Origin of the sequence: Pseudomonas sp. JUb52, assembly GCF_004341115.1 — a bacterium.
In the GTDB taxonomy this organism is placed as follows: Bacteria; Pseudomonadota; Gammaproteobacteria; order Pseudomonadales; family Pseudomonadaceae; genus Chryseomonas; species Chryseomonas oryzihabitans.
On sequence record NZ_SLYS01000001.1, the window covers coordinates 573,735 to 595,268 of the forward strand.

General features: G+C 67.0%; 21 protein-coding genes. 10 read left to right on the forward strand and 11 right to left on the reverse strand.

Annotated features, from left to right (window positions below; genetic code table 11):
* Positions 1-97: 97 nt before the first annotated feature.
* Positions 98-2,932: an RNA polymerase-associated protein RapA gene (rapA, locus tag EC839_RS02830; RefSeq protein ID WP_132832117.1), complete on the reverse strand. Its 2,835-nt coding sequence runs from the start codon at positions 2,930-2,932 to the stop codon at positions 98-100.
* Positions 2,933-3,037: 105 nt separating this feature from the next.
* Here rapA and EC839_RS02835 point away from each other — a divergent pair, with 105 nt between their 5' ends.
* The 4 genes from EC839_RS02835 (at position 3,038) to EC839_RS02845 (ending at position 4,613) form a co-directional block, all read left to right on the forward strand.
* Entirely contained in the window at positions 3,038-3,295 is a 258-nt protein-coding gene (locus tag EC839_RS02835; RefSeq protein ID WP_132832118.1) for a hypothetical protein, read from the forward strand.
* Between the two features lie 2 nt (positions 3,296-3,297).
* Positions 3,298-3,882: an alpha-ketoglutarate-dependent dioxygenase AlkB gene (locus EC839_RS02840; RefSeq protein ID WP_132832119.1), complete on the forward strand. Its 585-nt coding sequence runs from the start codon at positions 3,298-3,300 to the stop codon at positions 3,880-3,882.
* Positions 3,879-4,037, forward strand: coding sequence for a hypothetical protein (locus EC839_RS24100; RefSeq protein ID WP_017642154.1), 159 nt, complete (start codon positions 3,879-3,881; stop codon positions 4,035-4,037). Before EC839_RS02840 ends, EC839_RS24100 begins: the two co-directional genes overlap by 4 nt.
* 129 nt (positions 4,038-4,166) lie before the next feature.
* The gene (locus EC839_RS02845) at positions 4,167-4,613 is read left to right on the forward strand and encodes an Hsp20 family protein (protein WP_007160292.1); all 447 of its coding nucleotides are present in this window, start codon (positions 4,167-4,169) and stop codon (positions 4,611-4,613) included.
* Positions 4,614-4,721: 108 nt separating this feature from the next.
* On the opposite strand, the gene EC839_RS02850 is transcribed toward EC839_RS02845, so the two are convergent.
* Both EC839_RS02850 and EC839_RS02855 read right to left on the reverse strand, forming a co-directional pair.
* Positions 4,722-5,567 (reverse strand): GNAT family N-acetyltransferase, encoded by an 846-nt coding sequence (locus EC839_RS02850; protein WP_132832120.1) that lies wholly within the window; start codon positions 5,565-5,567, stop codon positions 4,722-4,724.
* A complete protein-coding gene (locus tag EC839_RS02855) occupies positions 5,558-6,079 on the reverse strand; it encodes a cupin domain-containing protein (RefSeq protein WP_132832121.1) in 522 nt (173 codons plus the stop codon). Before EC839_RS02855 ends, EC839_RS02850 begins: the two co-directional genes overlap by 10 nt.
* 88 nt (positions 6,080-6,167) lie before the next feature.
* Here EC839_RS02855 and EC839_RS02860 point away from each other — a divergent pair, with 88 nt between their 5' ends.
* Genes EC839_RS02860 through EC839_RS02885 form a run of 6 tightly spaced genes read left to right on the forward strand, consistent with a single transcriptional unit; the run spans position 6,168 to position 13,578 of the window.
* The gene (locus EC839_RS02860; protein WP_132832122.1) at positions 6,168-8,390 is read left to right on the forward strand and encodes an ABC transporter substrate-binding protein; all 2,223 of its coding nucleotides are present in this window, start codon (positions 6,168-6,170) and stop codon (positions 8,388-8,390) included.
* The gene (locus EC839_RS02865; protein WP_132832123.1) at positions 8,387-9,364 is read left to right on the forward strand and encodes an ABC transporter permease; all 978 of its coding nucleotides are present in this window, start codon (positions 8,387-8,389) and stop codon (positions 9,362-9,364) included. The genes EC839_RS02860 and EC839_RS02865 overlap by 4 nt, the downstream gene beginning before the upstream one ends.
* Before the next feature lie 5 nt (positions 9,365-9,369).
* The gene (locus tag EC839_RS02870; protein ID WP_132832124.1) at positions 9,370-10,827 is read left to right on the forward strand and encodes an ABC transporter permease; all 1,458 of its coding nucleotides are present in this window, start codon (positions 9,370-9,372) and stop codon (positions 10,825-10,827) included.
* Complete coding sequence (locus EC839_RS02875) at positions 10,824-12,476, forward strand: ABC transporter ATP-binding protein (protein ID WP_132832125.1); 1,653 nt, start codon at positions 10,824-10,826, stop codon at positions 12,474-12,476. Before EC839_RS02870 ends, EC839_RS02875 begins: the two co-directional genes overlap by 4 nt.
* Positions 12,473-13,009, forward strand: coding sequence for a GNAT family N-acetyltransferase (locus EC839_RS02880; RefSeq protein ID WP_132832126.1), 537 nt, complete (start codon positions 12,473-12,475; stop codon positions 13,007-13,009). Before EC839_RS02875 ends, EC839_RS02880 begins: the two co-directional genes overlap by 4 nt.
* Complete coding sequence (locus tag EC839_RS02885) at positions 13,006-13,578, forward strand: GNAT family N-acetyltransferase (RefSeq protein WP_132832127.1); 573 nt, start codon at positions 13,006-13,008, stop codon at positions 13,576-13,578. The genes EC839_RS02880 and EC839_RS02885 overlap by 4 nt, the downstream gene beginning before the upstream one ends.
* Before the next feature lie 35 nt (positions 13,579-13,613).
* Here the strand turns inward: EC839_RS02885 and EC839_RS02890 are convergent, their stop codons facing one another.
* The 8 genes from EC839_RS02890 to EC839_RS02925 form a co-directional block, all read right to left on the reverse strand.
* Positions 13,614-14,825 (reverse strand): NarK/NasA family nitrate transporter, encoded by a 1,212-nt coding sequence (locus EC839_RS02890; RefSeq protein WP_132832128.1) that lies wholly within the window; start codon positions 14,823-14,825, stop codon positions 13,614-13,616.
* A gap of 385 nt (positions 14,826-15,210) precedes the next feature.
* Positions 15,211-15,729 (reverse strand): DUF4142 domain-containing protein, encoded by a 519-nt coding sequence (locus EC839_RS02895; protein ID WP_132832129.1) that lies wholly within the window; start codon positions 15,727-15,729, stop codon positions 15,211-15,213.
* A gap of 124 nt (positions 15,730-15,853) precedes the next feature.
* Positions 15,854-16,609 (reverse strand): hypothetical protein, encoded by a 756-nt coding sequence (locus EC839_RS02900; protein WP_132832130.1) that lies wholly within the window; start codon positions 16,607-16,609, stop codon positions 15,854-15,856.
* Positions 16,609-16,803 carry a hypothetical protein gene (locus EC839_RS02905; protein WP_007159025.1) on the reverse strand — a complete coding sequence of 65 codons (195 nt, stop codon included), beginning with the start codon at positions 16,801-16,803 and terminating at the stop codon, positions 16,609-16,611. Before EC839_RS02905 ends, EC839_RS02900 begins: the two co-directional genes overlap by 1 nt.
* 94 nt (positions 16,804-16,897) lie before the next feature.
* A complete protein-coding gene (alaC, locus tag EC839_RS02910; protein WP_132832131.1) occupies positions 16,898-18,139 on the reverse strand; it encodes an alanine transaminase in 1,242 nt (413 codons plus the stop codon).
* A 127-nt stretch (positions 18,140-18,266) separates the two neighbouring features.
* Positions 18,267-19,511, reverse strand: coding sequence for a phosphatase PAP2 family protein (locus EC839_RS02915; protein WP_132832132.1), 1,245 nt, complete (start codon positions 19,509-19,511; stop codon positions 18,267-18,269).
* A 68-nt stretch (positions 19,512-19,579) separates the two neighbouring features.
* The gene (locus EC839_RS02920; RefSeq protein ID WP_027599890.1) at positions 19,580-20,152 is read right to left on the reverse strand and encodes an ANTAR domain-containing response regulator; all 573 of its coding nucleotides are present in this window, start codon (positions 20,150-20,152) and stop codon (positions 19,580-19,582) included.
* Positions 20,153-20,163: 11 nt separating this feature from the next.
* Positions 20,164-21,360, reverse strand: coding sequence for a CmpA/NrtA family ABC transporter substrate-binding protein (locus tag EC839_RS02925; RefSeq protein ID WP_132832133.1), 1,197 nt, complete (start codon positions 21,358-21,360; stop codon positions 20,164-20,166).
* Positions 21,361-21,534 lie beyond the last annotated feature (174 nt).

A 21,534-nucleotide genomic window follows, 5' to 3' on the forward strand; every position in this document is an offset into this window, starting at 1 on the left:
GCCATGGGCCGCTCCTACAAGAGCATCGCGTCCTGTAGGAGCGGCCCATGGCCGCGATTGGTATCGCTGAGAGACTTCGCTAACGAAGCCCTTCCACTCAACCCGCCACCAGCACCCGAATCGCTTCCAGACGCAGCGAGGCCTTGTCCAGGTAGGTCAGGCCTTCTTCGCGCTGCTGGCGCAGGCGATCGATCTCGTCCTGGCGGACGCTGGAATTGACCGCGCGCAGCGCTTCCAGGCGGGCGATCTCTTCGTCCATCCCCGACAGATAGGCCTGGCGGGCCTTGGCCACGCGCTCCTCGTGGCGGGGCAGGGCCTTGCCTTCGCCGCCACCGATCAGCTTGGCCAGGGAGTCGCGCTGGGCCTGGACGAACTTGTTGGCGCTGGTGCGCGGCACGCTTTCCAGCTGATCGTTGAGGGTCTCGAAGGCCACCCGGGCGGCCAGGTCGTTGCCGTTGGCGTCCAGCAGGCAGCGGATCGCCAGCGGCGGCAGGTAGCGACCCAGTTGCAGGGCGCGCGGCGCCACCGCCTCGCTGATGTAGATCAGCTCCAGCAGCACGGTGCCCGGCTTGAGTGCCTTGTTCTTGATCAGCGCCACGGCGGTGTTGCCCATGGAGCCGGACAGCACCAGGTCCATGCCGCCCTGGGCCATGGGGTGCTCCCAGGTCAGGAATTGCATGTCTTCGCGAACCAGGGCCACGTTGCGGTCGTAGGTGATGGTCACGCCTTCGTCGTCGCCCAGGGGGAAGCCGGCGTCGAGCATCTTCTCGCTGGGCTTGAGGATCAGGGCGTTGTCGGAGTGGTCCTCGCTATCGATGCCGAAGGCGTTGAACAGCTCTTCCATGTACATGGGCAGGGCGAACTGGTCGTCCTGCTCGAGGATATCTTCCACCAGCTGCTCGCCGGCACCAGCGCCCGAGGAATTGAGTTCCAGCAGGCGATCCCGACCGTTGTGCAGCTCGGTTTCCAGCGCCGCGCGGGCCTGGGCGCCCTGTTCCAGCAACGCCTGCCAGGTGGCGTCGTCGCCACCGGCCAGCTGCTCGTCCAGTTCGCTGGCGAAGCGCGCCTGCAGGGCGCTGCCGGTCGGCGAGGTGGCCAGGAAGGCGTTCAGCGCCTGGTGGTACCACTGGAACTGACGCTCCTGGCGGCTGCCTTCGAGGTAGGGCACGTGCAGCTGGATGGTGTGGCGCTGGCCGATCCGGTCCAGGCGGCCGATGCGTTGCTCCAGCAGGTCCGGGTGGGCCGGCAGATCGAACAGCACCAGGTGGTGGGCGAACTGGAAGTTGCGGCCTTCACTGCCGATCTCGGAGCAGATCAGCACCTGGGCGCCGAATTCCTCGTCGGCGAAGTAGGCGGCGGCGCGGTCGCGTTCGAGGATGCTCATGCCCTCGTGGAACACCGTGGCCGGGATGCCGGACTTCAGCCGCAGGGCGTCTTCCAGATCCAGGGCGGTTTCCATGCGCGCGCAGATGACCAGCACCTTGTGCGGCTTGAGCGCCTTGAGGGTGTCGATCAGCCACTCGACACGGCCGTCGTGACGCCACCAGCGGTCGTTGTCGTCTTCCGGGGCGAATTCGGTTTCCGGCTGCAGCGACTGGCCGGGCATGACGCCCTCGTCCAGATAGGCATCCGGGAAGGGCAGGGCGTGGGCGTGCAGCTCGCGTTCGGGAAAGCCCTTGACCGCGGCGCGGGTGTTGCGGAACAGCACCCGGCCGGTGCCGTGGCGATCCAGCAGCTCGCGCACCAGGCGGGCGCGGGCCTCGGCATCGCCGGCTGCGGCGGCGGCCAGCAGGGTCTCGCCTTCCTGGCCGAGGAAGCCGCCGATGGCGTCCTGGGCGGCCGGGCTCAGGGCGCCGGCGTCGAGCAGTTCCTGTACGGCTTCGGCCACCGGGCGATAGTGCTGGGACTCCTGCTGGAAGGCGGCGAAGTCATGGAAGCGGCTGGGGTCGAGCAGGCGCAGGCGGGCGAAGTGGCTGTCCTGGCCCAGTTGCTCGGGGGTCGCGGTGAGCAGCAGCACGCCGGGGATGACCTCGCCGAGTTGCTCGACCAGGCTGTATTCGCGGCTGGCGCCCTCGGGGTGCCAGACCAGGTGGTGGGCTTCGTCGACCACCAGCAGGTCCCAAGCGGCGGCGAAGGCGGCATCCTGGGCCTTTTCGTCGCGCACCAGCCAGTCCAGGGAGACCAGGGCGAGCTGGGCGTCCTCGAAGGGATTGCCCTCTTCACTGGCCATGAAGCGCTCGGCGTCGAACAGCGCGACTTCCAGGTTGAAGCGGCGGCGCATCTCCACCAGCCACTGGTGCTGGAGATTTTCCGGAACCAGGATCAGCACACGGCTGGCGCGACCGCTGAGCAGCTGGCGATGGATCACCAGGCCGGCTTCGATGGTCTTGCCCAGGCCCACTTCGTCGGCCAGCAGGACGCGCGGCGCGACCCGGTCGGCCACGCTGCGGGCGATGTGCAGCTGGTGCGGGATCGGCTGGGCACGGGTACCGCCGAGGCCCCAGAGGCTGGACTGCAGGAGGCGGTTGCGGTGCTCGTGGGTGTGGTAGCGCAGGCCGAACCAGGGCAGGGGATCGATCTGCCCGGCGAACAGGCGGTCGCTGGCCAGGCGGAACTGGATGAAGTTCGACAGCTGGGCCTCGGGCACGCTGCGCGCCTCGCGCTCGGCGGTGAAGCCGTGGTAGGTCAGCAGGCCATCCTCTTCGGAGACCTCGCGCACGGTGAGCTTCCAGCCCTCGAAATGAGTCACCTCGTCGCCCGGGGCGAAGCGCACCCGGGTCAGCGGGGCGTTGCGCTGGGCATACTGGCGCGTCTCACCGGTGGCTGGATAGAGCACCGTGAGCAGGCGGCCGTCCAGGGCCAGGATGGTTCCCAGGCCCAGTTCGGCCTCACTGTCACTGATCCAGCGTTGTCCCGGTTGATGCGACGCCATGTGGAAGCTTCTCCCCAGCTATCAAAAAGCCGGCTATTTTAGCGAAAGCGGAGTCAGAAGCCTAACGCGCTCTTTGCCGCAGTCCGCGAATTCGAGGTCCCCGTCATGATCCCCATCGTTCCGCCCCTGGGCGTGACCCCACCCAACCAGCTGGATCCGGCGCCCGTGCGCCCCGTGGTCGCGCCCGTGGCGGCCGCTGCCGAAACGGCGCACGCCCCGCTGCAGGACGAAGCGACCCTGGATCGAGAGGCGCGCCGCCGCCGCCGGCAGCGCGAAGCCCTGCGCCAGGGCCTCGGCGCCGAACGTGCCCAGGCCCTGGAGGAGCCGGAGCAGGTGGGCGCCCAGGTGGATCTGCGGGTCTAGCCATGCTCGAGCGCCTGGAGCTGGACGACGCCGAGCTGGCCTTCCACCCGCAGTGGCTACCCGCGCAACGAGCCGATGCCTGGCTGCAGCGGCTGGACGCCGAAACCCCCTGGAGCCAGCCGCAGGTGCGGGTGTTCGGCCGCTGGCATCCGGTGCCGCGGCAGGTGGCCTGGTACGCCGATCCCGGCGTGGTCTACGGCTACGCCGGCCTGGATCACGCCGCCTTGCCCTGGACGCCGCTGCTGCAGCGTATACGTGAAGACGTCGAGGCGGCCTGTGGCCATGCCTTCAATGGCGTGCTGCTCAATCGCTATCGCGGCGGCCAGGACTCCATGGGTTGGCACAGCGACGACGAGAGCAGTCTTGGCGCCAATCCGCTGATCGCCTCGCTCAATCTCGGGGCCGCGCGGCGCTTCGACTTCCGTCGCAAGGGCACCAGCCGCATCGGCCATTCCCTGGAACTGGGTCACGGCAGCCTGCTGGTCATGGCCGGCGCGACCCAGCATCATTGGCAGCACCAGATCGCCAAGACCCGCAAAGCCAGCGGGTTGCGGCTGAATCTCACCTTTCGCCGGATAGCGACATGAGCGACGACAGCAATCTCATCGACTTCACCACCGAGCGCGGCAAGCGCATCCACGACCTCAAGGAGCGCCGCCTGCAGGAGGTACGCTCGGCCTTCGAGCAGGCGCTGCCGCTGGCCGCCGCCAAGAAGAAAAAGCGCAAGCCGAAGAAGAAATAGGCGAACGACCGTTCGTCGGGATTCGCCCTTGAAATTTCGTGGGGGGTTCCTATCTAGGTTCATGCGGGATGCCGAAGTCGGGTCCCGCAGGCAACACCGAAACTTGCTGAACCTATCAGGAGATTCACCATGAGCAACGTACTGTCCCTGGCCCCGCTGTTCCGTCATTCCGTCGGCTTCGACCGGTTCAACGACCTGTTCGAATCCGCCCTGCGCAACGACGCTGGCAGCTCCTATCCGCCCTACAACGTCGAGAAGCACGGTGACGACCAGTATCGCATCGTGATCGCCGCCGCCGGCCTCCAGGAAGATGACCTGGAGATCGAGGTCGAGCGTGGCGTGCTTACCGTCAAGGGTGGCCGGCGCGAAAACAGCGCCGAGAGCGTGACCTTCTTGCATCAGGGCATCGCCCAGCGCGCCTTCAAGCTGTCCTTCCGCCTCGCCGACCATATCGAGGTGAAGGGTGCCGATCTCAAGCATGGCCTGCTGAGCATCGAACTGGTGCGCGTGATCCCGGAAGAAGCCAAGCCCAAGCGCATCGCCATCGCCGGCCAGCGCCCGGCCCTGGACAACTGATCGTCCAGGCGTCCCGCCCAAGAGCCCCAGCCCTGCGCTGGGGCTTTTTCGTTTGCGGCCCCGGCGCTAGCGATGATGGCCGAAGAGCTCCAGCAGCACCCCGCGCAATCAGCGATTGCCGGCCTCCTGGTGATAGCGCGCGTGCCACAGCAGGGTTCCTATGCCGCCCTCCACGACGAACCCCGCCTTGGCATAGAGCCGTTGGGCGTGATGTTCGCTGTCGGCCACGATGACGAAGGCGTCCACGCGATGACGCTGTTGCCAGAGTACCGTGCCGAGCAAGGCCTGGCAGAGTCCGCGCCGACGCCAGTCCGCCCGCGTGGTAACCGCCTGAAAACGGCCCAGACGGTCCAGGCGATAGAGGCCAAGATAGGCCAGCAGGCGCTCCTTGCCATCGAATACACCCCACCAGTCGCCCAGGCCGCTGTCGCTCAGTGACCGGTAGCGTCGCGCCTGGTAATCCAGATGGCGCCGGTGCGCTTCCGGATGTTCCGCGCCCGGAGTCACCTCTGCCTGGCGCTCACTCCACTGTTGCCAATCAGCGGGTTGTTGGAAGGTTCTGATGTGGAGTCCTGCAGGCAGGACCGGGGCAGGCTGCACGTCATCGGCTGGCAGACGCATCGAGACCAGGCGCTGATAATCGTAGCCGCAAGGCAGGTCCGCTGGTGGATCCTTGGCCAGCGGCTCTGGCCAGACGAACGCACGATGCGCCAAGGGCTTTGGGCTGCCGAGCAGTTGCTCGAAATCCGCGGACCAGGCCAACACCTGCTCGGCGGTAGGACGCCGGTCCAGCAGCAGGTAGTTACCGAAATGGTAGTCGGGACATTCCGCCGTGCGGATCGTGACCTGATGCTCGCCATAGACGAGGCAGGTATCGGGTGCCAATTGCAGCTGGGTGACGAGTCCTGCGTTGGCGCGGATGGAGGCGGGGAGTCGCAACGGATTCACGGGCATTTGTCCGCCTCTTGTGGCGACATTGCCTCACCCGGATGCGGCCCCAACTCGCGCTTGGGACAGTCCTGCCATTGTTTATCCCCCAAACCTGCGGTGTATTCCGGATGCAGCGGATAGTGCAGCCGGTTGTCCGCCCGGCTCGTATCGCCTACCACCAGCAACTCCACCGGCTCGTCGGTCTCGTTGATGAAGGTATGGGCGACGCCATCCCCGGCCTTGAAACCCACGCCATCGCCCGGCTTGAGGCGCTGGGCATGGCCGTCGATCCAGGCGGTGGGATGACCGGCGATCACATAGATGAATTCGTCTTCGGTCGCCTCGGCATGGGGCCGCGAGGTGCGGCGACCGGGAGGCAGCCATTCGTGGTGGATGCCCAGGCGGGCGAAGCCGAAGTGGCGGCCGAAGGCGGCGCCCAGGGAAAAGCGCTCGTCACTGTCGGGATAGCCGGGGCCGTCGGGGGCCTGGAGCTGGGACCAGTGGACGATCTTGTCGAAATCTTTCCGGGATTGCATGGGGTGCTGCGCCTCGCGGGAAAATAGCTCAAGCTTAGTCGTTTAGGCGGACGCTGCCGCCTCAGGTCCCTTTCGGTGCAGGAACGCGATGCCCAGACTGTCCAGACAACTCCTCGCACTGCTGACCCTGGCGCTGCTCGGTGGCTGTTCACCCGATACGCCGATCAACAGCCCCTACCGCGCCGGAGCCGAAGGCCAGAATACCCTCTACACCGCCTTCACCACCCGTTCGCCGAAGTACCTGGATCCGGCCAGTTCCTATTCCGGCGACGAGACCAACTTCACCTACAACATCTATGAACCCCTCTACGGCTATCATTATTTCAAGCGGCCCTACGAGCTGATCTCCCGGGGGGCCGAGCGGGTGGTCACGCCTTACTACCTGGATGCCCAGGGCCGGCGCCTGCCGGATGACGCACCGGCCGCGCAGATCGCCCAGAGCGTCTACGACATCCCTATCCGCCACGACGCCCGCTACGCGCCCCATCCGGCCTTCGCCCGCGATGCCCAGGGCCATTACCGCTATTTCCCGATCCAGCCCGCAGACCTGGCCGATCGCTACCAGATCCCCGACTTTCCCGAGACCGGCAGCCGCGCCCTGACCGCTGCCGACTACGCCTACGGCCTGCGACGCCTGGCCAGTCCGCGGCTGGTCTCGCCCAGCTATGCCATCTTCGCCGAGCACCTGGTGGGCATGCAGGCCTTTGGCGATGGCCTGCGCGCCGCCGACAAGGCCCTGCGCGCCGGCCTGCCCAGGGGGGCGTCGCTGCCCTGGCTGGACTTGCGCCAGGGCGACCTGCCTGGCGTGGAAGTACTGGACGACCACACCCTGCGGTTGCGGGTGATCGGCAAGTACCCCCAGTTCAACTACTGGCTGGCCATGACCTTCGCCGCGCCGGTGCCCTGGGAGGCGGATCGCTTCTACAGTCAGCCGGGCATGGCCGAGCACAACCTCGGCTTCAACAGCTGGCCGGTGGGCACCGGGCCCTATCGGCTGGCCGAATCCATTCCCAATCGCCGCCATGTGCTGGAGCGCAATCCCAACTATCACCCCGATCCCTATCCTTGCGAAGGGGAACCCGAGGATCGCGAGGCGGGCCGACTGGACGACTGCGGCAAGCCCATGCCGCTGATCGATCGCGCGGTGTTCAGCCTGGAAAAGGAAGGGGTGCCGCTGATGGGCAAGTTCATCCAGGGCTACTACGACACCCCCCAGGTCGAGCGCGGCGAGTATGGCGTGGCGCTGCGCACCAAGGCCGGCGATTCGGCCGATTCCGCCGAGCTCTATCGCGAGCGCGGCCTCAAGTTGCCCACCGCGGTGGAGGCGTCCAACTGGTACCTGGGTTTCAACTGGCTGGATCCGGTAGTGGGGCAGGGCGCCACGCCCGATCAACAGGAACGCAATCGCAAGCTGCGCCAGGCGCTGTCGATCGCCTTCGACTGGGAGAGCTACATCACCGTCTTTCTCAACGGCAACGGCCTGGTCGCCAATGGCCCGCTGCCGCCGGGCGTGCTGGGCTATGAAGCGCCGCCGGCCGGCAGCAACCCCGTGGTCTATCGAATGGTGGCTGGCAAGCCCGAGCGGCGGCCCATCGAAGAGGCCCGGCAACTGCTGGCCGAGGCCGGCTATCCGGATGGCCGCGACGCCAGGAGCGGGCGGCCGCTGATCCTGCAATACGACGCCCAGACCAGCGGCGACAGCGCCATGTTCGACTGGATGCGCCAGCAGACCGCCAAGTTGGGCATCCAGCTGGAACTGCGCGGCTCGGACTACAACAGATTCCAGGACAAGATGCGCAAAGGCGCGGCGCAGATCTTTTTCTGGGGCTGGAACGCCGACTATCCCGATGCCGAGAACTTCCTCTTTCTCTTCTATGGTCCCCAGGGCAAGGCCAAGCACGGTGGCGAGAATGCCGGCAACTACAGCAATGCCGACTACGACCGGCTGTTCGAGCAGATGAAAAGTCTCGATGACGGACCGGAAAAGGTCGCCCTGATCCGGCGCATGGTCGCCCTCGTACAGCAGGACGCGCCCTGGCTGTTCGGCTGGAATCCCCTGTCGGCCGGGGCCTATCAGCAATGGGTCTACAACGCCAAGCCGACCCAGATGGTGCGCGATCAGCTGCGCTATCTGCGCCTGGACCCGGCGCTGCGCGAGCGCAAGGTGCTGGAGTGGAACCGGCCGGTGCTCTGGCCGCTGTGGCTGCTGCTGGGCCTGGGGCTGCTGCTGATCTGGCCGGCCTGGCGCAGCCTCCGGCGCCGTGAGCGCCAGACCGCCTTTGGCGACGGCAACGGGGAGGGGCGGCCATGATCGGCTATCTGCTGCGGCGCCTGGCCTATGGCGTGCTCATCCTCATCGGCGTGAATCTGCTGACCTTCCTGCTGTTCTTTACCGTCAACACCCCGGACGACATGGCGCGCCTGGCCATCGGCGGCAAGTACGTCACCGCCGAAGCCATCGAGGACTGGAAGGCGGAGCACGGCTACGACAAGCCGCTGCTCATTAATACCACCCGTGAAGGAACGGAGCAGTTAACCGATACGCTCTTCTTCGAACGGTCGGCCAGTCTGCTGGTATTCGACTTCGGCACCTCCGACAGCGGCCGCGGCATCGGCCGGGAGATCGCCGAGCGCGCCGGACCGAGCCTGGCGCTGGCGCTGCCGACCTTCGTACTCGGCCTGGTGGCCAGCGTCGGTTTCGCCCTGCTGCTGGTGTTCTTTCGCGCCACTCGGCTGGATTTCTGGGGCGTGGTGCTCTGCGTGGTGCTGCTGTCGATCTCATCGCTGTTCTACATCATCGCCGGCCAGTGGCTGTTCGCGAAGACCCTGCGCCTGGTGCCCTTCTCGGGCTATGAAGAAGGCTGGAATCTGTTGCGCTTCCTGGCACTGCCGGTGCTGGTGGCGGTGATATCCGGCCTCGGCAGCCAGGCGCGCTTCTATCGCGCGCTGTTTCTCGAAGAGATCGGCAAGGATTATGTGCGCACCGCCCGCGCCAAGGGCCTGGCCGAGCGCCAGGTACTCTTGCGCCACGTGCTGCGCAACGCGGCGCTGCCGATTCTCACCGGGGTAGTCTCGGCCATTCCGCTGCTGATCATGGGCAGCCTGATCGCCGAATCCTTCTTTGGCATTCCAGGCCTGGGCAGCTACACCATCGACGCCATCAACGGCCAGGACTTCGCCGTGGTCCGCACCATGGTGTTCCTGGGGTCGGTGCTCTACATCGTCGGCCTGATCCTGGCGGACCTGTCCTACACCTTCGCCGATCCGCGCGTTCGCTTCAGGTAGCCGCCATGCCGAAATTCGTCTTGCTCTGGACCGACCTCGCCCTCTACCTGCTGGTGGCCGGCAGCCTGTTGTACGCCTGGCGTGCCCGTCGCCAGCCGGCCCTGCGCGCCAGTTGGCGGCGGGTGCTGCAGGATGCCCCGGCGATGAGCGCGGCCGTGGTCCTGGCCAGCTTCGTCGCCATCGCCCTGCTGGATTCGGTGCACTACCGGCCCCAATTGCCCGCCACGCCCGGTGCCTCGGCGCCCATCTATTCGCCCACGGTGCTCTCGGCCCTCGACGGCCTGCTGGCCGAGACCAGTCTGACCCAGCGCGAGAAGACCTATTCCGCGCCGCTGGCCACCCACCAGTTCACCAAGGAAACCCTGGGCACCAGCGCCGAGGGCCTGCCGCTGCGGGACTTTCCGCGCCTCAAACATGCGGGTACCACATTGAACGATCCCGCCCGTGAGTGGCGCGGCGACGTGCTGCGTCGACTCGCGCTGGGACTGCTGGGCGGTGGGGTGCTGGCCCTGGCGACCCTGGCCCTGGCGGCGGCGCGGCTGCGCGAGCCGGCGAGCTTCGCCAGCCGCTGCGGACTCATCCTCCGGGGCCAGACCGCCACGCCCTGGCGCGCCATCCTGCTGACCTGGCTGGGCGTCTGCCTGGTGGCCGGCAGCGTGATCGCCCTGGCCAGCGGTTACCATGTGCTGGGCACCGACGGCACCGGCAATGATGTCCTCTACCAGTCGCTCAAGAGCATCCGCACCGCCTTCGTCATCGGCAGCCTGACCACTCTGGCCATGCTGCCGCCGGCGATCGTCTTCGGCCTGGCCGCCGGTTACTTCAAGGGCCGGGTGGATGACGTCATCACCTACCTCTACACCACCCTGACCTCCATCCCCGGGGTACTGCTGGTGGCGGCCTGCGTGCTGATGATGCAGGTGTTCATCGACCGCCACCCGGAGCTGTTCGACACCGGCGCGGCGCGCGCCGACCTGCGCCTCTTCATGCTCTGTCTGATCCTCGGCCTCACCGGCTGGGCCGGCCTCTGCCGCCTGCTGCGCGCCGAGGCGCTCAAGCTGCGCGAGCTGGAATACGTACAGGCGGCGCGGGCCTTCGGCGTCTCCCACTTCACCATCCTGCGCCGGCACCTGCTGCCCAACGTCTTCTACCTGGTGCTCATCACCCTGACCCTGGAGTTTTCCAGCCTGGTGCTCTACGAGGCGGTGCTGTCCTACCTGGGCATCGGCGTCGATCCGACCATGAATTCCTTCGGCTCCATGATCAACGACGCCCGTACCGAGATGTCCCGCAGCCCGATGATCTGGTGGAACCTGCTCAGCGCCTTCGCCTTCATGCTGGCCCTGGTGCTGGCGGCCAATCTGTTCGCCGATGCCGTGCGCGACGCCTTCGATCCGCGCAGTCGCCGGCTGAGGTCCGCCTGGCTCAGGCGCCGCCCCGGCCAGGGTGAGGTGCAGCCATGACCCCGGTGCTGGAAATTCGCGACCTGGAGATCCTGGTCGAGGGCGAGGAGGGCATGCGCCAGGCGGTCCGCGGCCTGAGCCTGGCCATCGCCCGCGGCGAGACCTTCGCCCTGGTCGGAGAATCGGGCAGTGGCAAGAGCGTCACGGCGCTTTCGCTGTTGCGCTTGCTGCCACCGTCGCTGGGCATCGCCCGGGGCGCTGCGCTGCTGGCCGGCACCGACCTGCATCGCCTGCCGGAAGGACGCCTGCGCGAGCTGCGCGGCGGGCGCGTCGGCACCATCTTCCAGGAACCCGCCACCAGCCTGAATCCGGTCATGCGCATCGGCGAGCAGATCGAGGAAACCCTGCGCGCCCATACCGAGTTGCGCGGCGCCGCCGCCCGCGCCCGGGTGGTGGAGTGGCTAAGGCGGGTGGGCATTCCCGAGCCGGAGCGACGGATCGACGACTACCCCTTCCAGTTCTCCGGTGGCCAGAAGCAGCGCATCATGATCGCCCTGGCGCTGGCCGCCGAGCCGGATCTGCTGATCGCCGACGAGCCCACCACGGCGCTGGACGTCACCGTCCAGGCGCAGATCCTCGCGCTGCTGGCCGACATCCAGCGCGAACTGGGCATGGCCATCCTGCTGATCACCCACGACCTGGCGGTGGTGCGCCGGGTGGCGCATCACGTGGCCCTGATGCGCCACGGCGAGATCGTCGAGAGCGCGCCGGCGGCGGACTTCTTCCAGGCGCCCCGGCATCCCTATGCCCGCGAGCTGTTCGCCGCCATTCCCACCTTCGCCAAGCGCGGCCAGACCCTGGCAGGAGTACCCCGCACATTGCCCGCGCGAACCCCGGGCGAGTGCTTGCTGGAGGTACGCGACCTGGCGGTGCACTATCCGCTCCGCCGCGGGGCCTGGGGCCGGACGCGGAACTGGGTCAGGGCGGTGGACGGGGTGAGCTTCGACCTGCGCGCCGGCGAGACCCTGGCCCTGCTGGGCGAATCCGGGTGCGGCAAGACCACCACCGGCAAGGCCCTGCTGCGCCTGCTCGATGGGCCGCGCATCGGCGGCAGTGCCCGCCTGGGCGGCGCGGAGCTGCTCACGGCCGATGGACGCACCCTGCAGCGGCTACGGCGGCAGATCCAGATCGTCTTCCAGGATCCCTTCGCCTCCCTGGATCCGCGCATGCGCATCGCTGCGACCCTGGAGCAGGGACTGCTGGCCCTGCGCCCGGAGCTGGACGCCGCCGAGCGCCAGAGACGGGCCGCCGCCCTGGTGGAGCGGGTCGGGCTGCCGAGTGACACCCTGCAGCGCTTTCCCCATGAATTCTCCGGCGGCCAGCGGCAGCGCATCGCCATCGCCCGGGCGCTGATCGTCGAGCCGCAGGTACTGGTGTGCGACGAACCCACCTCGGCGCTGGACGTCTCGGTGCAGGCGCAGATCCTCGATCTCTTGCGTGAACTCCAGGCGGAGCGCGGGCTGGCCTATCTGTTCATCACCCACAACTTCGGCGTGGTCGAGTACCTGGCCGATCGCATCGCGGTCATGGACGGCGGTCGCATCGTCGAACAGGGCAGCGCCGAACGGGTACTGCGCGCGCCCGCTCACGCCATGACCCAGCGCCTGCTGGCCGCCGTGCCGCGTCTGGAATTCGGGACCGCGCCATGAATTTTCCACCGCGTATCGCCCTGCACGACTTCGAGCTGGTCTGGCCGCAACCGCGTCTGGCCGCGGCCTTCGCCGACGCCCTGAACTGGAGCTATGCCGAGCACCGGCGCTTCCTCGGCTGGGCGCGCGAACGGACCACCGTCGCCCAGGCCCGCGACAGCCTGCTCGCGGCACGCGGCGCCTTCACCCTGGCCCAGGGTGAGAAACGCTACTTCCTGGTGCGCGGTGACGAACTGCTCGGCTGCCTGGGGCTCACGCCACTGGACGGCGGGCGGCGCTTCGAGATCGGCTATTGGCTGCACAGCCTGCATACCGGTCAGGGCCTGATGACCGCCGCATTGCGGTATTTCGCCGAGCAGCGGGGGGCGGCGGGGCTCTTTCTCACCACCTCGGCCGCCAACGTCTCCAGCCAGCGCCTTGCCGAGCGGGTGGGTTTTCGGCGCGTCCGGGTACTGGAAAACGATCGGGAAGGTCCGGACGGGCAGCGCTGCGCCACCTGGGTCTACGAGCTGCCGCCGCAGGTGAAGCCATGACTGCCCTGAGCGTCCCACTGCAGTATCCGCCCCGTTTCGCCGTGACCAAGGCGGTGGAACTGATCGACCTGACCCTGGCCGATCCCGCCGTGGTAGCCGACTATTATCGGCGCAATCGCCAGCACCTGGCGCTATCGATGCCGCGACGCTCCGACGCCTTCTATACCCTGGCGCAATGGCAGGGACAGGCGGCCGCCTATCGCGCCGGCGGACCGGGTCTTAGCGAGTTGCGCCTGGTGCTGCGAGCGGGCCCGCTGGTCATAGGCACGGTGAATTTCAGCCAGATAGTCCGTGGCGGTTTCCAGGCCTGCTACCTGGGCTACGGCCTGGATGCGGCCTGGCAGGGGCGGGGGCTGATGCGCAGCGCCGTCCGCCTGGGACGGGACTTCGTCATCGCCGAGCTGGGCCTGAACCGGATCATGGCCAATCATCTGCCGGAGAACCTCCGCAGCGCCCATCTGCTGACCACGCTCGGCTTCGAGCGCGAGGGCCTGGCGCGGCGCTATCTGGAGATCGACGGCGTCTGGCGGGACCACGTGCTGACCAGCTATGTGCGTCCCGCCCCCTGAATAGAAACCGGCGGCCCCTGGCCGCCGGTTTTCCCTCAGACCCGCGCCGCGGTAACGGCAGCCGAGCCCCAGGTGGTGCGCCAGCGGCGCTTGACGCTGAGCAGGCCGAACCAGGCGAGCACGCCGAGGGCGGCGAACAGCCAGAGGCCCAGCTGATAGTCGCCAGTGGCCTGCTTGACCGCGCCCAGGCCGGCGGTGAGGGCGAAGCCGCCGATGCCGCCCGCCATGCCGATCAGCCCGGTCATGACGCCGATTTCCTTGCGGAAGCGCTGGGGCACCAGCTGGAACACCGCGCCGTTGCCGGCGCCCAGGCTGAGCATGGCCACCACGAACAGCGCCAGGGCCGCCATGGCGCTGGGTAGGTGGAAGCCCACGGCGGCGATGCAGATGGCCGCCACGGTGTACATGCCGAGCAGCGCGCGGATCCCGCCGATGCGGTCGGCCAGGGCGCCGCCCAGGGGCCGCATCAGGCTGCCACCGAAGACGCAGGCCGCGGTGTAGTAGCCGGCGATCACGGGCTCCAGGGCGTACTGGTCATGGAAGTAGCCGGGCAGGGTGCTGGCAAGGCCGAGGAAGCCGCCAAAGGTCACGCTGTAGAAGAACATGAACCACCAGCTGTCCTGGTCGCCCAGGGCGCGGCCGTAGTCCGCCAGCTTCTTCGGTGCCGGGCGTTCCGGGGCGTTGCGGGCGCAGAGCACGAAGACCACCAGGGTCAGGATCAGCGGAATCAGCGCGAAGCCGAACACGTTGGTCCAGCCAAAGGCCTTCGCCAGCGCCGGGGCGAAGAGGGCGGCGAACACCGTGCCGGAGTTGCCGGCGCCGGCGATGCCCAGGGCCTTGCCCTGGTGCTGCGGCGGATACCACTGGGAGGCCAGCGGCAGGGCCACGGCGAAGGAGGCACCGGCGAAACCGAGGAACAGGCCCAGCACCAGAGTCTGCTCATAGCTGTGCACGCCGTGCTGCCAGGCCACCAGCAGCGCCAGGATCACGACCACCTGGCCAATGATGCCGGCGGTTTTGGGCGACAGCCGATCGGCGACGAAGCCCAGGATCAGGCGCAGGACGGCGCCAGCGAGAATGGGCGTGGCCACCATCATGCTGCGCTGCTGGGTAGTCAGCTGCAGGTCGGTGGCGATCTGCACGGCCATGGGGCCGAGCACGTACCAGACCATGAAGCTCAGGTCGAAGTAGAGGAAGGCGGCGAACAGGGTCGGCGCATGGCCGGCTTTCCAGAAACTGGGACTCATGGAGGCACCTCGGGCACGTCACGGGCATGAAAAAGGCGCCAGTCACCCTTGCCCGTTGCCGGGAGGTGAACTGACGCCTTTGTCGGTTGGGGTGACCGCCGTTGGCCACCGCTACCAGGGTCTCTGCAAGAGCGAAGCCAAGTCGCGCGAGTCCTGTCCAGACGGGGCCTGGCAGGATCGGAGCCGGGTATCGGAGGAGATTGCCGCCCAAGGATTGGGCGCTACGCCACACCTTCGCCCTCTATTGGCGCCCCATGGCGCCGAGCACTATGACGTGTGAATCGGCTTGGCCTGACGAGCAGTCATGCCAAAACCATGGCCGCGACAGTACCTGTAGGTTGGGTTGAGCATAGCGAAGCCGCCTCAACCCAACCTACGGCCAGTACTACTTCTTCGCGTACTTGGTCTGCAGCGCCTTGGCTTCCTGGAGGTGATGCTCCAGCTTCGGCAGGGTCTTCTCGGCGAAGGCCTTCAGCTCGGCGTCGTCGCTGGTCTTGGCTTCGTTACGGAAGATCTCGATGGTCTGCTCGTGGGCCACGACCTGGTTGTTGGCATAGGAGCGGTCGAAAGAGTCGTCACGCACCTGCAGGATCATGGCCTTGGCCTTGTCCATCAGCTCGGCGTCGCTGGAGACTTCCAGCTTCTTCTGCTGGGCCAGGCTCTTGAGCTGCTCGTTGGCCTTGGTGTGGTCGTCGATCATGGTCTGGGCGAAGGTCTTGATGTCCTGGGACTGGCTCTTGTCGAGGGCCAGCTTGGCCGCTTCGATCTCGGCGATGCCCTTGGCCGAGGCGTCATCGACGAACTGGGCCGGAGACAGCTTGTCGGCTGCCTGGGCCAGACCGGCACCGGCAGCCAGCAGGATGGCGAGGGACAGGCTGGAGGCTTTCTTCAGCATGGGCGTCATGGACGTGCTCCTGATTTTCTTGGGCAGTTAGGGAAGGGCATCACCGCTGGGCAGTGAACGCGCCTGCAAAATGGGACCTGCCTAAAAAGTCATACGTTCCCTGAAGAAAGTGCGCGAAGCCAGATCAGTCGCGGCTTACGCTTGAGCGAAACGCTTCATAGGCATCGAAATCGAAGCGCGTCGCCGAGACGATCTGGCTCTGTTTCAGGGTCAGGTAGATGTCCTTGCCCTTGTCCGCATAGTGGGTGGTGAAGGTCACCCAGAGTTTGTCCTTGTCGCGGTAGCCGCTCATGATCGGCTTGATGCAGACGTCCTGGTCGGCGCCTTCCGTTTCGCTCGGTTCGCCCAGGGTGGTGATGCGGCCGACGTACACCTTGCGCTCCTCCAGGGTCAGCATTAGCGTCTCCTTGTTGATGGAGGCGGTCATCAGCAGATCGTCCAGCGGACTGTCCTTGAGGATGCCGGCGAGGATGAAGGTGCGATAGTTGTCCTCGCTCAGGCCGTACTTGCGCTTGATGGTCCAGCGCGCCAGCGTGGCCCAGGCCGTGGGAATCAGCAGGGCGGTCACCGTCACCAGCAGGATCCAGGCGGCCTGCAGCGGATCCTCCAGGGTGCCGGTGCGGCGCAGCAGCTCGGCGAGACCGGCGAAGTAGTCGAGAGAGAAGGTCCGGTCACCCCAGGACCAGCTGTGCCCCTGCAGGACTTGCGCGATGCCCAGGTGCAGAATCACGGCGAGCAGGGTGCAGAACAGTCCGAAACGGGCGCTCTGCAGATAGAGGTACTGGCCCTCGTAGCGATGCAGGCGATAGAAGTACAGCGGGTGCTTGTGGCAGACGAGAAAACCACTGACCAGGATCGGCAGGAGCAGCAGCAGGAACATCAGCGGTTGATGAGCCGCCGGGCGCGGTCCAGGTCTTCCTTGAATTCGGGGGAGTCGAAGATTTCCGCCGGATCGATGCGCAGGGTGCCGCGGCCGACCACACGCATGGACTTGTAGGAGTTGTTGATGCTCGCGGCCAGCTTGAGATCGTCCGCGGAGGGCGATTTGAGCAGATTGAACAGGCCTTTCAGCATGGCGATATCCCGGGAGGTCACTAGCGGCTTATAGCTTGGAACGCCCGGACTGACAAGAATTCGCCGCGCCGCCGGTCGCCTGCGCGGCGAAGGCTCAGGCCGGCTCGACGCCGGATTTGCGCGTGGCCGCCTTGGGCAGCAGGCCGTCGGCGCGGAACATCTGCTTGATGCCGCGCACCGCCTGGCGGATGCGGTCCTGGTTCTCGATCAGCGCGAAACGCACATGGTCGTCGCCATAGTCACCGAAGCCCAGTCCCGGCGAAACGCAGACCTTGGCCTCGGCCAGCAGCTTCTTGGCGAATTCCAGCGATCCCAGGTGGGCATAGGACTCGGGGATCCTGGCCCAGACATACATCGACGCCTTGGGATTCTCCACCATCCAGCCGGCCTCGTGCAGGCCGCGCACCAGGACATCGCGGCGCTGCTGGTACTGCTGGGCGATGTCGCGCACGCATTGCTGGTCGCCTTCCAGGGCGGCGATGGCCGCTACCTGCAACGGGGTGAAGGTGCCGTAGTCGTGATAGCTCTTGATTCGCGCCAGGGCGGCGACCAGCTCGGGGTTGCCGACCATGAAGCCGATTCGCCAGCCGGCCATGTTGTAGCTCTTGGACAGGGTGAAGAATTCCACCGCGATGTCCTTGGCGCCGGGCACCTGCATGATGGAGGGCGCCTGCCAGCCGTCGAAGACGATGTCGGCATAGGCCAGGTCGTGCACCACCAGTACGTTGTAGCGCTTGGCCAGTTCCACCACGCGCTCGAAGAAGTCCAGCTCCACGCACTGGGCGGTGGGATTGGAGGGGAAGCCGAGGATCATCATCTTCGGCTTGGGAATGCTTTCGCGGATGGCCCGCTCCAGTTCGGCGAAGAAGTCCATGCCCTGCACCAGGGGCACCGAACGCACCTGGGCCCCGGCGATCACCGCGCCGTAGATGTGGATGGGGTAGCTCGGATTGGGCACCAGCACGGTGTCGCCGGCATCCAGGGTGGCCAGCATCAGGTGCGCCAGGCCTTCCTTGGAGCCGATGGTGACGATGGCTTCGCTGTCGGCATCGATCTCCACCTGGTAGCGGTCGCGGTACCAGTGGGAGATGGCGCGCCGCAGGCGGGGAATGCCCTTGGAGCTGGAGTAGCCGTGGGTGTCTTCGCGCTGGGCGACCTGGCAGAGCTTCTCGACGATGTGCGGCGGTGTCGGCCCGTCGGGGTTGCCCATGGACAGGTCGATGATGTCCTCACCGCGACGGCGCGCGGCCATCTTGAGTTCGGCGGTGATGTTGAAGACGTAGGGGGGCAGGCGATCGATGCGCGCAAAGCGGCGCACGGGACTGGAATCAGTCATGCGTTCCTCGAAGTACGTAAGCGCCCGGAACCGTCCGAGCGACGTGGGTCACAGGAGGTGACCTGCAGCGGACATTAGCCGCAGGTCGCTGCGCTTGTCGAGGACTTTTACCGTCGCTACCTGGGGTCTAGGGGCGCGGCAGAGCCCCGAGCAGATCGAGGCGCTGCCACTGACCCTGCCCCGCGTTATCCAGCCCCAGTTCGGCGGCGCTGTCGACCTTGCTCAGGCGCTCCAGGCGTTGCGCCGAGGATAGCTGCGGCAGGAGCGGCTCGGCGAGCATAGCCGCGCGCTTGGGCACGGCGACAGGATAACCCCCAGCGTGCGCCGCGGGCAGACCGTAATCCAGGGTGTAGCGGGCGAAGGTGCGGGCGTTGCTGCCATCCCAGGGGTCCTGAGCGCCTGCGTCCGCGGCGCACTTGGCCAGCGCCATTCCGCAGGCCTGGGTCAGGGCGGTGCGCAATTGGTCACGCGCCTCGTCGAAGAGCTGGCGATAGCGCGAATCGGCCAGGTAATGGGCGACGTTGTACTGGGCGATCATGCGCCCGCCGATCACGTCCAGCGGATAATGCACCCCCAGTACCTGACGCGAATAGCCGTAGCCCGCACCACGGGCGAGCAGCGCTGCCGCGCGCTCGGGCAGCATGGCGGCCAGCAGCAGGCTGTCGGTATAACCCACGGTGCTGTGGCCACTGGGGAAGGCTCCCGCCGAGGCGGTATAGGGCGCGCCGTTGGCAAGTACCACACGATCCGCGACCAGGGTCACCGGTTTTTCCAGACGCAGGAAGGGTCGTGGATAGTCGAAATGCTGTTTGGCCGGCGCGGTGCTGACCTCCGAGGCCTTGATCAGCGCCGCGGCCTTACCCAACTTGCCGCCTTCGTAGGCGTCGAGAAAGGCATTGCCCAGGCGCGGCCCGAGCGCATCGGCCAGGTAGTAGAGATAGGCGATGCCGTCGGCATCCAGCACTGCCCGATCCTGCAGCGCTGGGGAGGCGTCGTGATTGATCCGGGCAACGGTAGCGGTGCTGGCGGTGAGCAGGCTGGCAGGCAGGTGGTTGAAGCCTTCCAGCAGCTGGATATCGGCCTGCTGCAAGGGCGTCTTAGCGAAGTCGTAGCCTTGGGCGCTCAACCAGGCCTCGTCGGCCAGCGGCGCGCGTTGGCGGACGTGCGCGATACCTGCCTGATCGAAGGGCTGCGCAGCCTGACGCAGACGTTGAACCAGCAATTGGCGCTGGCGTCCGTGCAACTGAGCGAAGGGACCACTCTGACCGGCGTGGTCCAGTTCGGTCAGGAAGGCCTGGGAGGGGACAGCAGCCGCCTGGGCCAGGGGGGCGAGCAGGAGACCAAAGACGAAGGTATGGGTGGCAAGGCGCATGCTAGAGCTCTTTGGAAAGGGGAGCGCAAGTCTAGGTAGCGCGGATTGCCAGAGTGTTACAAGGTATTTCAGCCAAGCAATTCGCTCATGGCGATGATCTGGTCGGCCACCTGGATCAGCTTCTGCTGCTTGCTCATGGCCTGGCGGCGCATCAGGGTGTAGGCCTCGTCTTCACTGCAGCCACGCATCTTCATCAGTAGACCCTTGGCCTGATCGACCTTCTTGCGTTCCAGCAACTGCTGCTCGCGGGCCTGGAGTTCGGCGCGCAGGGCCTGGTCGGTCTCGAAACGGGCGCGGGCCACATCGATGATCGCCTGCAGGCGACTGGTCTGGATGCCCTCGACGATGTAGGCGCTGACCCCGGACTGGATGGCCCGGCGCATCACCGCCGGATCGTGCTCGTCGGTGAACATGACGATGGGGCGTGGCCGGTCGCGGGTGACCAGGCAGACCTGCTCCATGACGTCGCGACCGGGCGACTGGGTATCGAACAGGATGACGTCCGGGCGCAGGGCCTCGATGCGCGCGGGCAGGTCGATGGTTAGACCGGATTCCTCGATGACCTCGAAACCGGCTTCGATCAGCGCGGCCTTGAGACGGCCGACCTGCTTGGGGGTGTCGTCGATGAGCAAGATGCGCAAGGTCGTTCTCCCTAGTGATCGCTGAGCGCGTGGATGGCGAAGCTGCGGGCGTATCCGGCCGGGTCGCTGCCGTCCCAGGTGCGACCGTCGAACAGGGTGCTGCTGCGCCGGGTCGGTGGCACCACCAGCCCCAGGTCGGTGGCGGCCTGCCGGTACAGCTCGGTGCATTGCACGGCCTCGGCGATGGCCAGGTAGTCCGGATCCTCGCGCAACAGGCCCCAGCGGCGGAACTGGGTGAGAAACCAGAGGCCATCGGAGAGATAGGGTGGATTGACCGCGCCCTGGCGATGGAAGGCCAGGGGGTGCTGGTCTTCCCAGTGGCCATCGAGGCCGTCCTCGTAGTGGCCGAGAAAGCGCTGGGCGAGCAGCGCCGGGTCGGTGTCCACATAGTCGGCGCCGCTGATCAGCTGGGCGGTGCCCAGGCGATTCTCGCGACTCTCCTCGATGAAGCGACTGGCGTCGAGCAGGGTGCGGATCAGCGCCCGGGCGGTGTTGGGATAGCGTTCGGCGAAGTGGCCGGTGCACGCCAGCACCTTTTCCGGGTGGTCCGGCCAGATCGCCTGGGTGGTGGTCAGGGTGAAGCCCTGGCCACGGGCCACGGCGGCGGCGCCCCAGGGCTCGCCGACGCAGAAGCCGTCGACCCGGCCGGCGGCCAGGTGCTCGGGCATCTGCGGTGGCGGCACCAGGGCGGTACGCACGTCCTGCAGGGGATGGATGCCCTGGGCGGCCAGCCAGTAGTAGAGCCAGAAGATATGGGTGCCGGTGGGAAAGGTGTGCGCCAGGGTCAGCGGTCTGGCGTCTGGATGGCGGATCCGCTCGACCAGGGACGCTGTGTCCCGGACGCCTTCCCGGGTCAGGCTGCGTGCCAGATTGAGGCTCTGACCGTTTTGCGCCAGGCTCATGAGCACCGCCATCGGCGTGGCGGCAGCGCCGCCCAAGCCGAGATGGGCGCCATAGACCAGGCCGTAGAGGCAGTGCGCGGCATCGAGCTGGCCGTTGAGCAGGTTGTCGCGCAGCGCCGACCAGGAGGGTTGGCGGTGCAGATTGAGCGTCAGGCCATGGGGTTCGCCAAAGCCCTGGGTCGCTGCCACGATCAGCGAGGCGGCATCGCTCAGGGGCAGGAAGCCCAGATTGAGCTCCGGCTTTTCCGGAGCGTCCGAACCCGCGACCCAGAGAGGCGCGGCGTGGGGGGAAGGCTGGGCAGGCATGGCGTCTCCGGCGGCTGACAGACGCAGGGTGCCTCTCTGTGCACCGCTATGGGCGTCTCGACTAGAGCCTGCACCATTATGGTGACAGGCACGGCACCATCACCGGGCGCTTTCCTTGCCCACGCACCCGCCGGATAGCGCCTCTGCAGCGGTCCGCGGCGCGGCGGAAAGGGG

Bases quoted from the DNA above. Each gene is read 5' to 3' on its own strand.
- alaC (WP_132832131.1), bottom strand. From the start codon at position 18,139: ATGACTGATTCCAGTCCCGTGCGCCGCTTTGCGCGCATCGATCGCCTG.
- EC839_RS02895 (WP_132832129.1), bottom strand. From the start codon at position 15,729: ATGACGCCCATGCTGAAGAAAGCCTCCAGCCTGTCCCTCGCCATCCTG.
- EC839_RS02900 (WP_132832130.1), bottom strand. From the start codon at position 16,609: ATGTTCCTGCTGCTGCTCCTGCCGATCCTGGTCAGTGGTTTTCTCGTC.
- EC839_RS02865 (WP_132832123.1), top strand. From the start codon at position 8,387: ATGATCGGCTATCTGCTGCGGCGCCTGGCCTATGGCGTGCTCATCCTC.
- EC839_RS02885 (WP_132832127.1), top strand. From the start codon at position 13,006: ATGACTGCCCTGAGCGTCCCACTGCAGTATCCGCCCCGTTTCGCCGTG.
- EC839_RS02880 (WP_132832126.1), top strand. From the start codon at position 12,473: ATGAATTTTCCACCGCGTATCGCCCTGCACGACTTCGAGCTGGTCTGG.
- EC839_RS02850 (WP_132832120.1), bottom strand. From the start codon at position 5,567: ATGCCCGTGAATCCGTTGCGACTCCCCGCCTCCATCCGCGCCAACGCA.
- EC839_RS02860 (WP_132832122.1), top strand. From the start codon at position 6,168: ATGCCCAGACTGTCCAGACAACTCCTCGCACTGCTGACCCTGGCGCTG.
- EC839_RS02925 (WP_132832133.1), bottom strand. From the start codon at position 21,360: ATGCCTGCCCAGCCTTCCCCCCACGCCGCGCCTCTCTGGGTCGCGGGT.
- EC839_RS02905 (WP_007159025.1), bottom strand. From the start codon at position 16,803: ATGCTGAAAGGCCTGTTCAATCTGCTCAAATCGCCCTCCGCGGACGAT.
- EC839_RS02855 (WP_132832121.1), bottom strand. From the start codon at position 6,079: ATGCAATCCCGGAAAGATTTCGACAAGATCGTCCACTGGTCCCAGCTC.
- EC839_RS02840 (WP_132832119.1), top strand. From the start codon at position 3,298: ATGCTCGAGCGCCTGGAGCTGGACGACGCCGAGCTGGCCTTCCACCCG.
- EC839_RS02870 (WP_132832124.1), top strand. From the start codon at position 9,370: ATGCCGAAATTCGTCTTGCTCTGGACCGACCTCGCCCTCTACCTGCTG.
- EC839_RS24100 (WP_017642154.1), top strand. From the start codon at position 3,879: ATGAGCGACGACAGCAATCTCATCGACTTCACCACCGAGCGCGGCAAG.
- EC839_RS02835 (WP_132832118.1), top strand. From the start codon at position 3,038: ATGATCCCCATCGTTCCGCCCCTGGGCGTGACCCCACCCAACCAGCTG.
- rapA (WP_132832117.1), bottom strand. From the start codon at position 2,932: ATGGCGTCGCATCAACCGGGACAACGCTGGATCAGTGACAGTGAGGCC.
- EC839_RS02845 (WP_007160292.1), top strand. From the start codon at position 4,167: ATGAGCAACGTACTGTCCCTGGCCCCGCTGTTCCGTCATTCCGTCGGC.
- EC839_RS02875 (WP_132832125.1), top strand. From the start codon at position 10,824: ATGACCCCGGTGCTGGAAATTCGCGACCTGGAGATCCTGGTCGAGGGC.
- EC839_RS02890 (WP_132832128.1), bottom strand. From the start codon at position 14,825: ATGAGTCCCAGTTTCTGGAAAGCCGGCCATGCGCCGACCCTGTTCGCC.
- EC839_RS02915 (WP_132832132.1), bottom strand. From the start codon at position 19,511: ATGCGCCTTGCCACCCATACCTTCGTCTTTGGTCTCCTGCTCGCCCCC.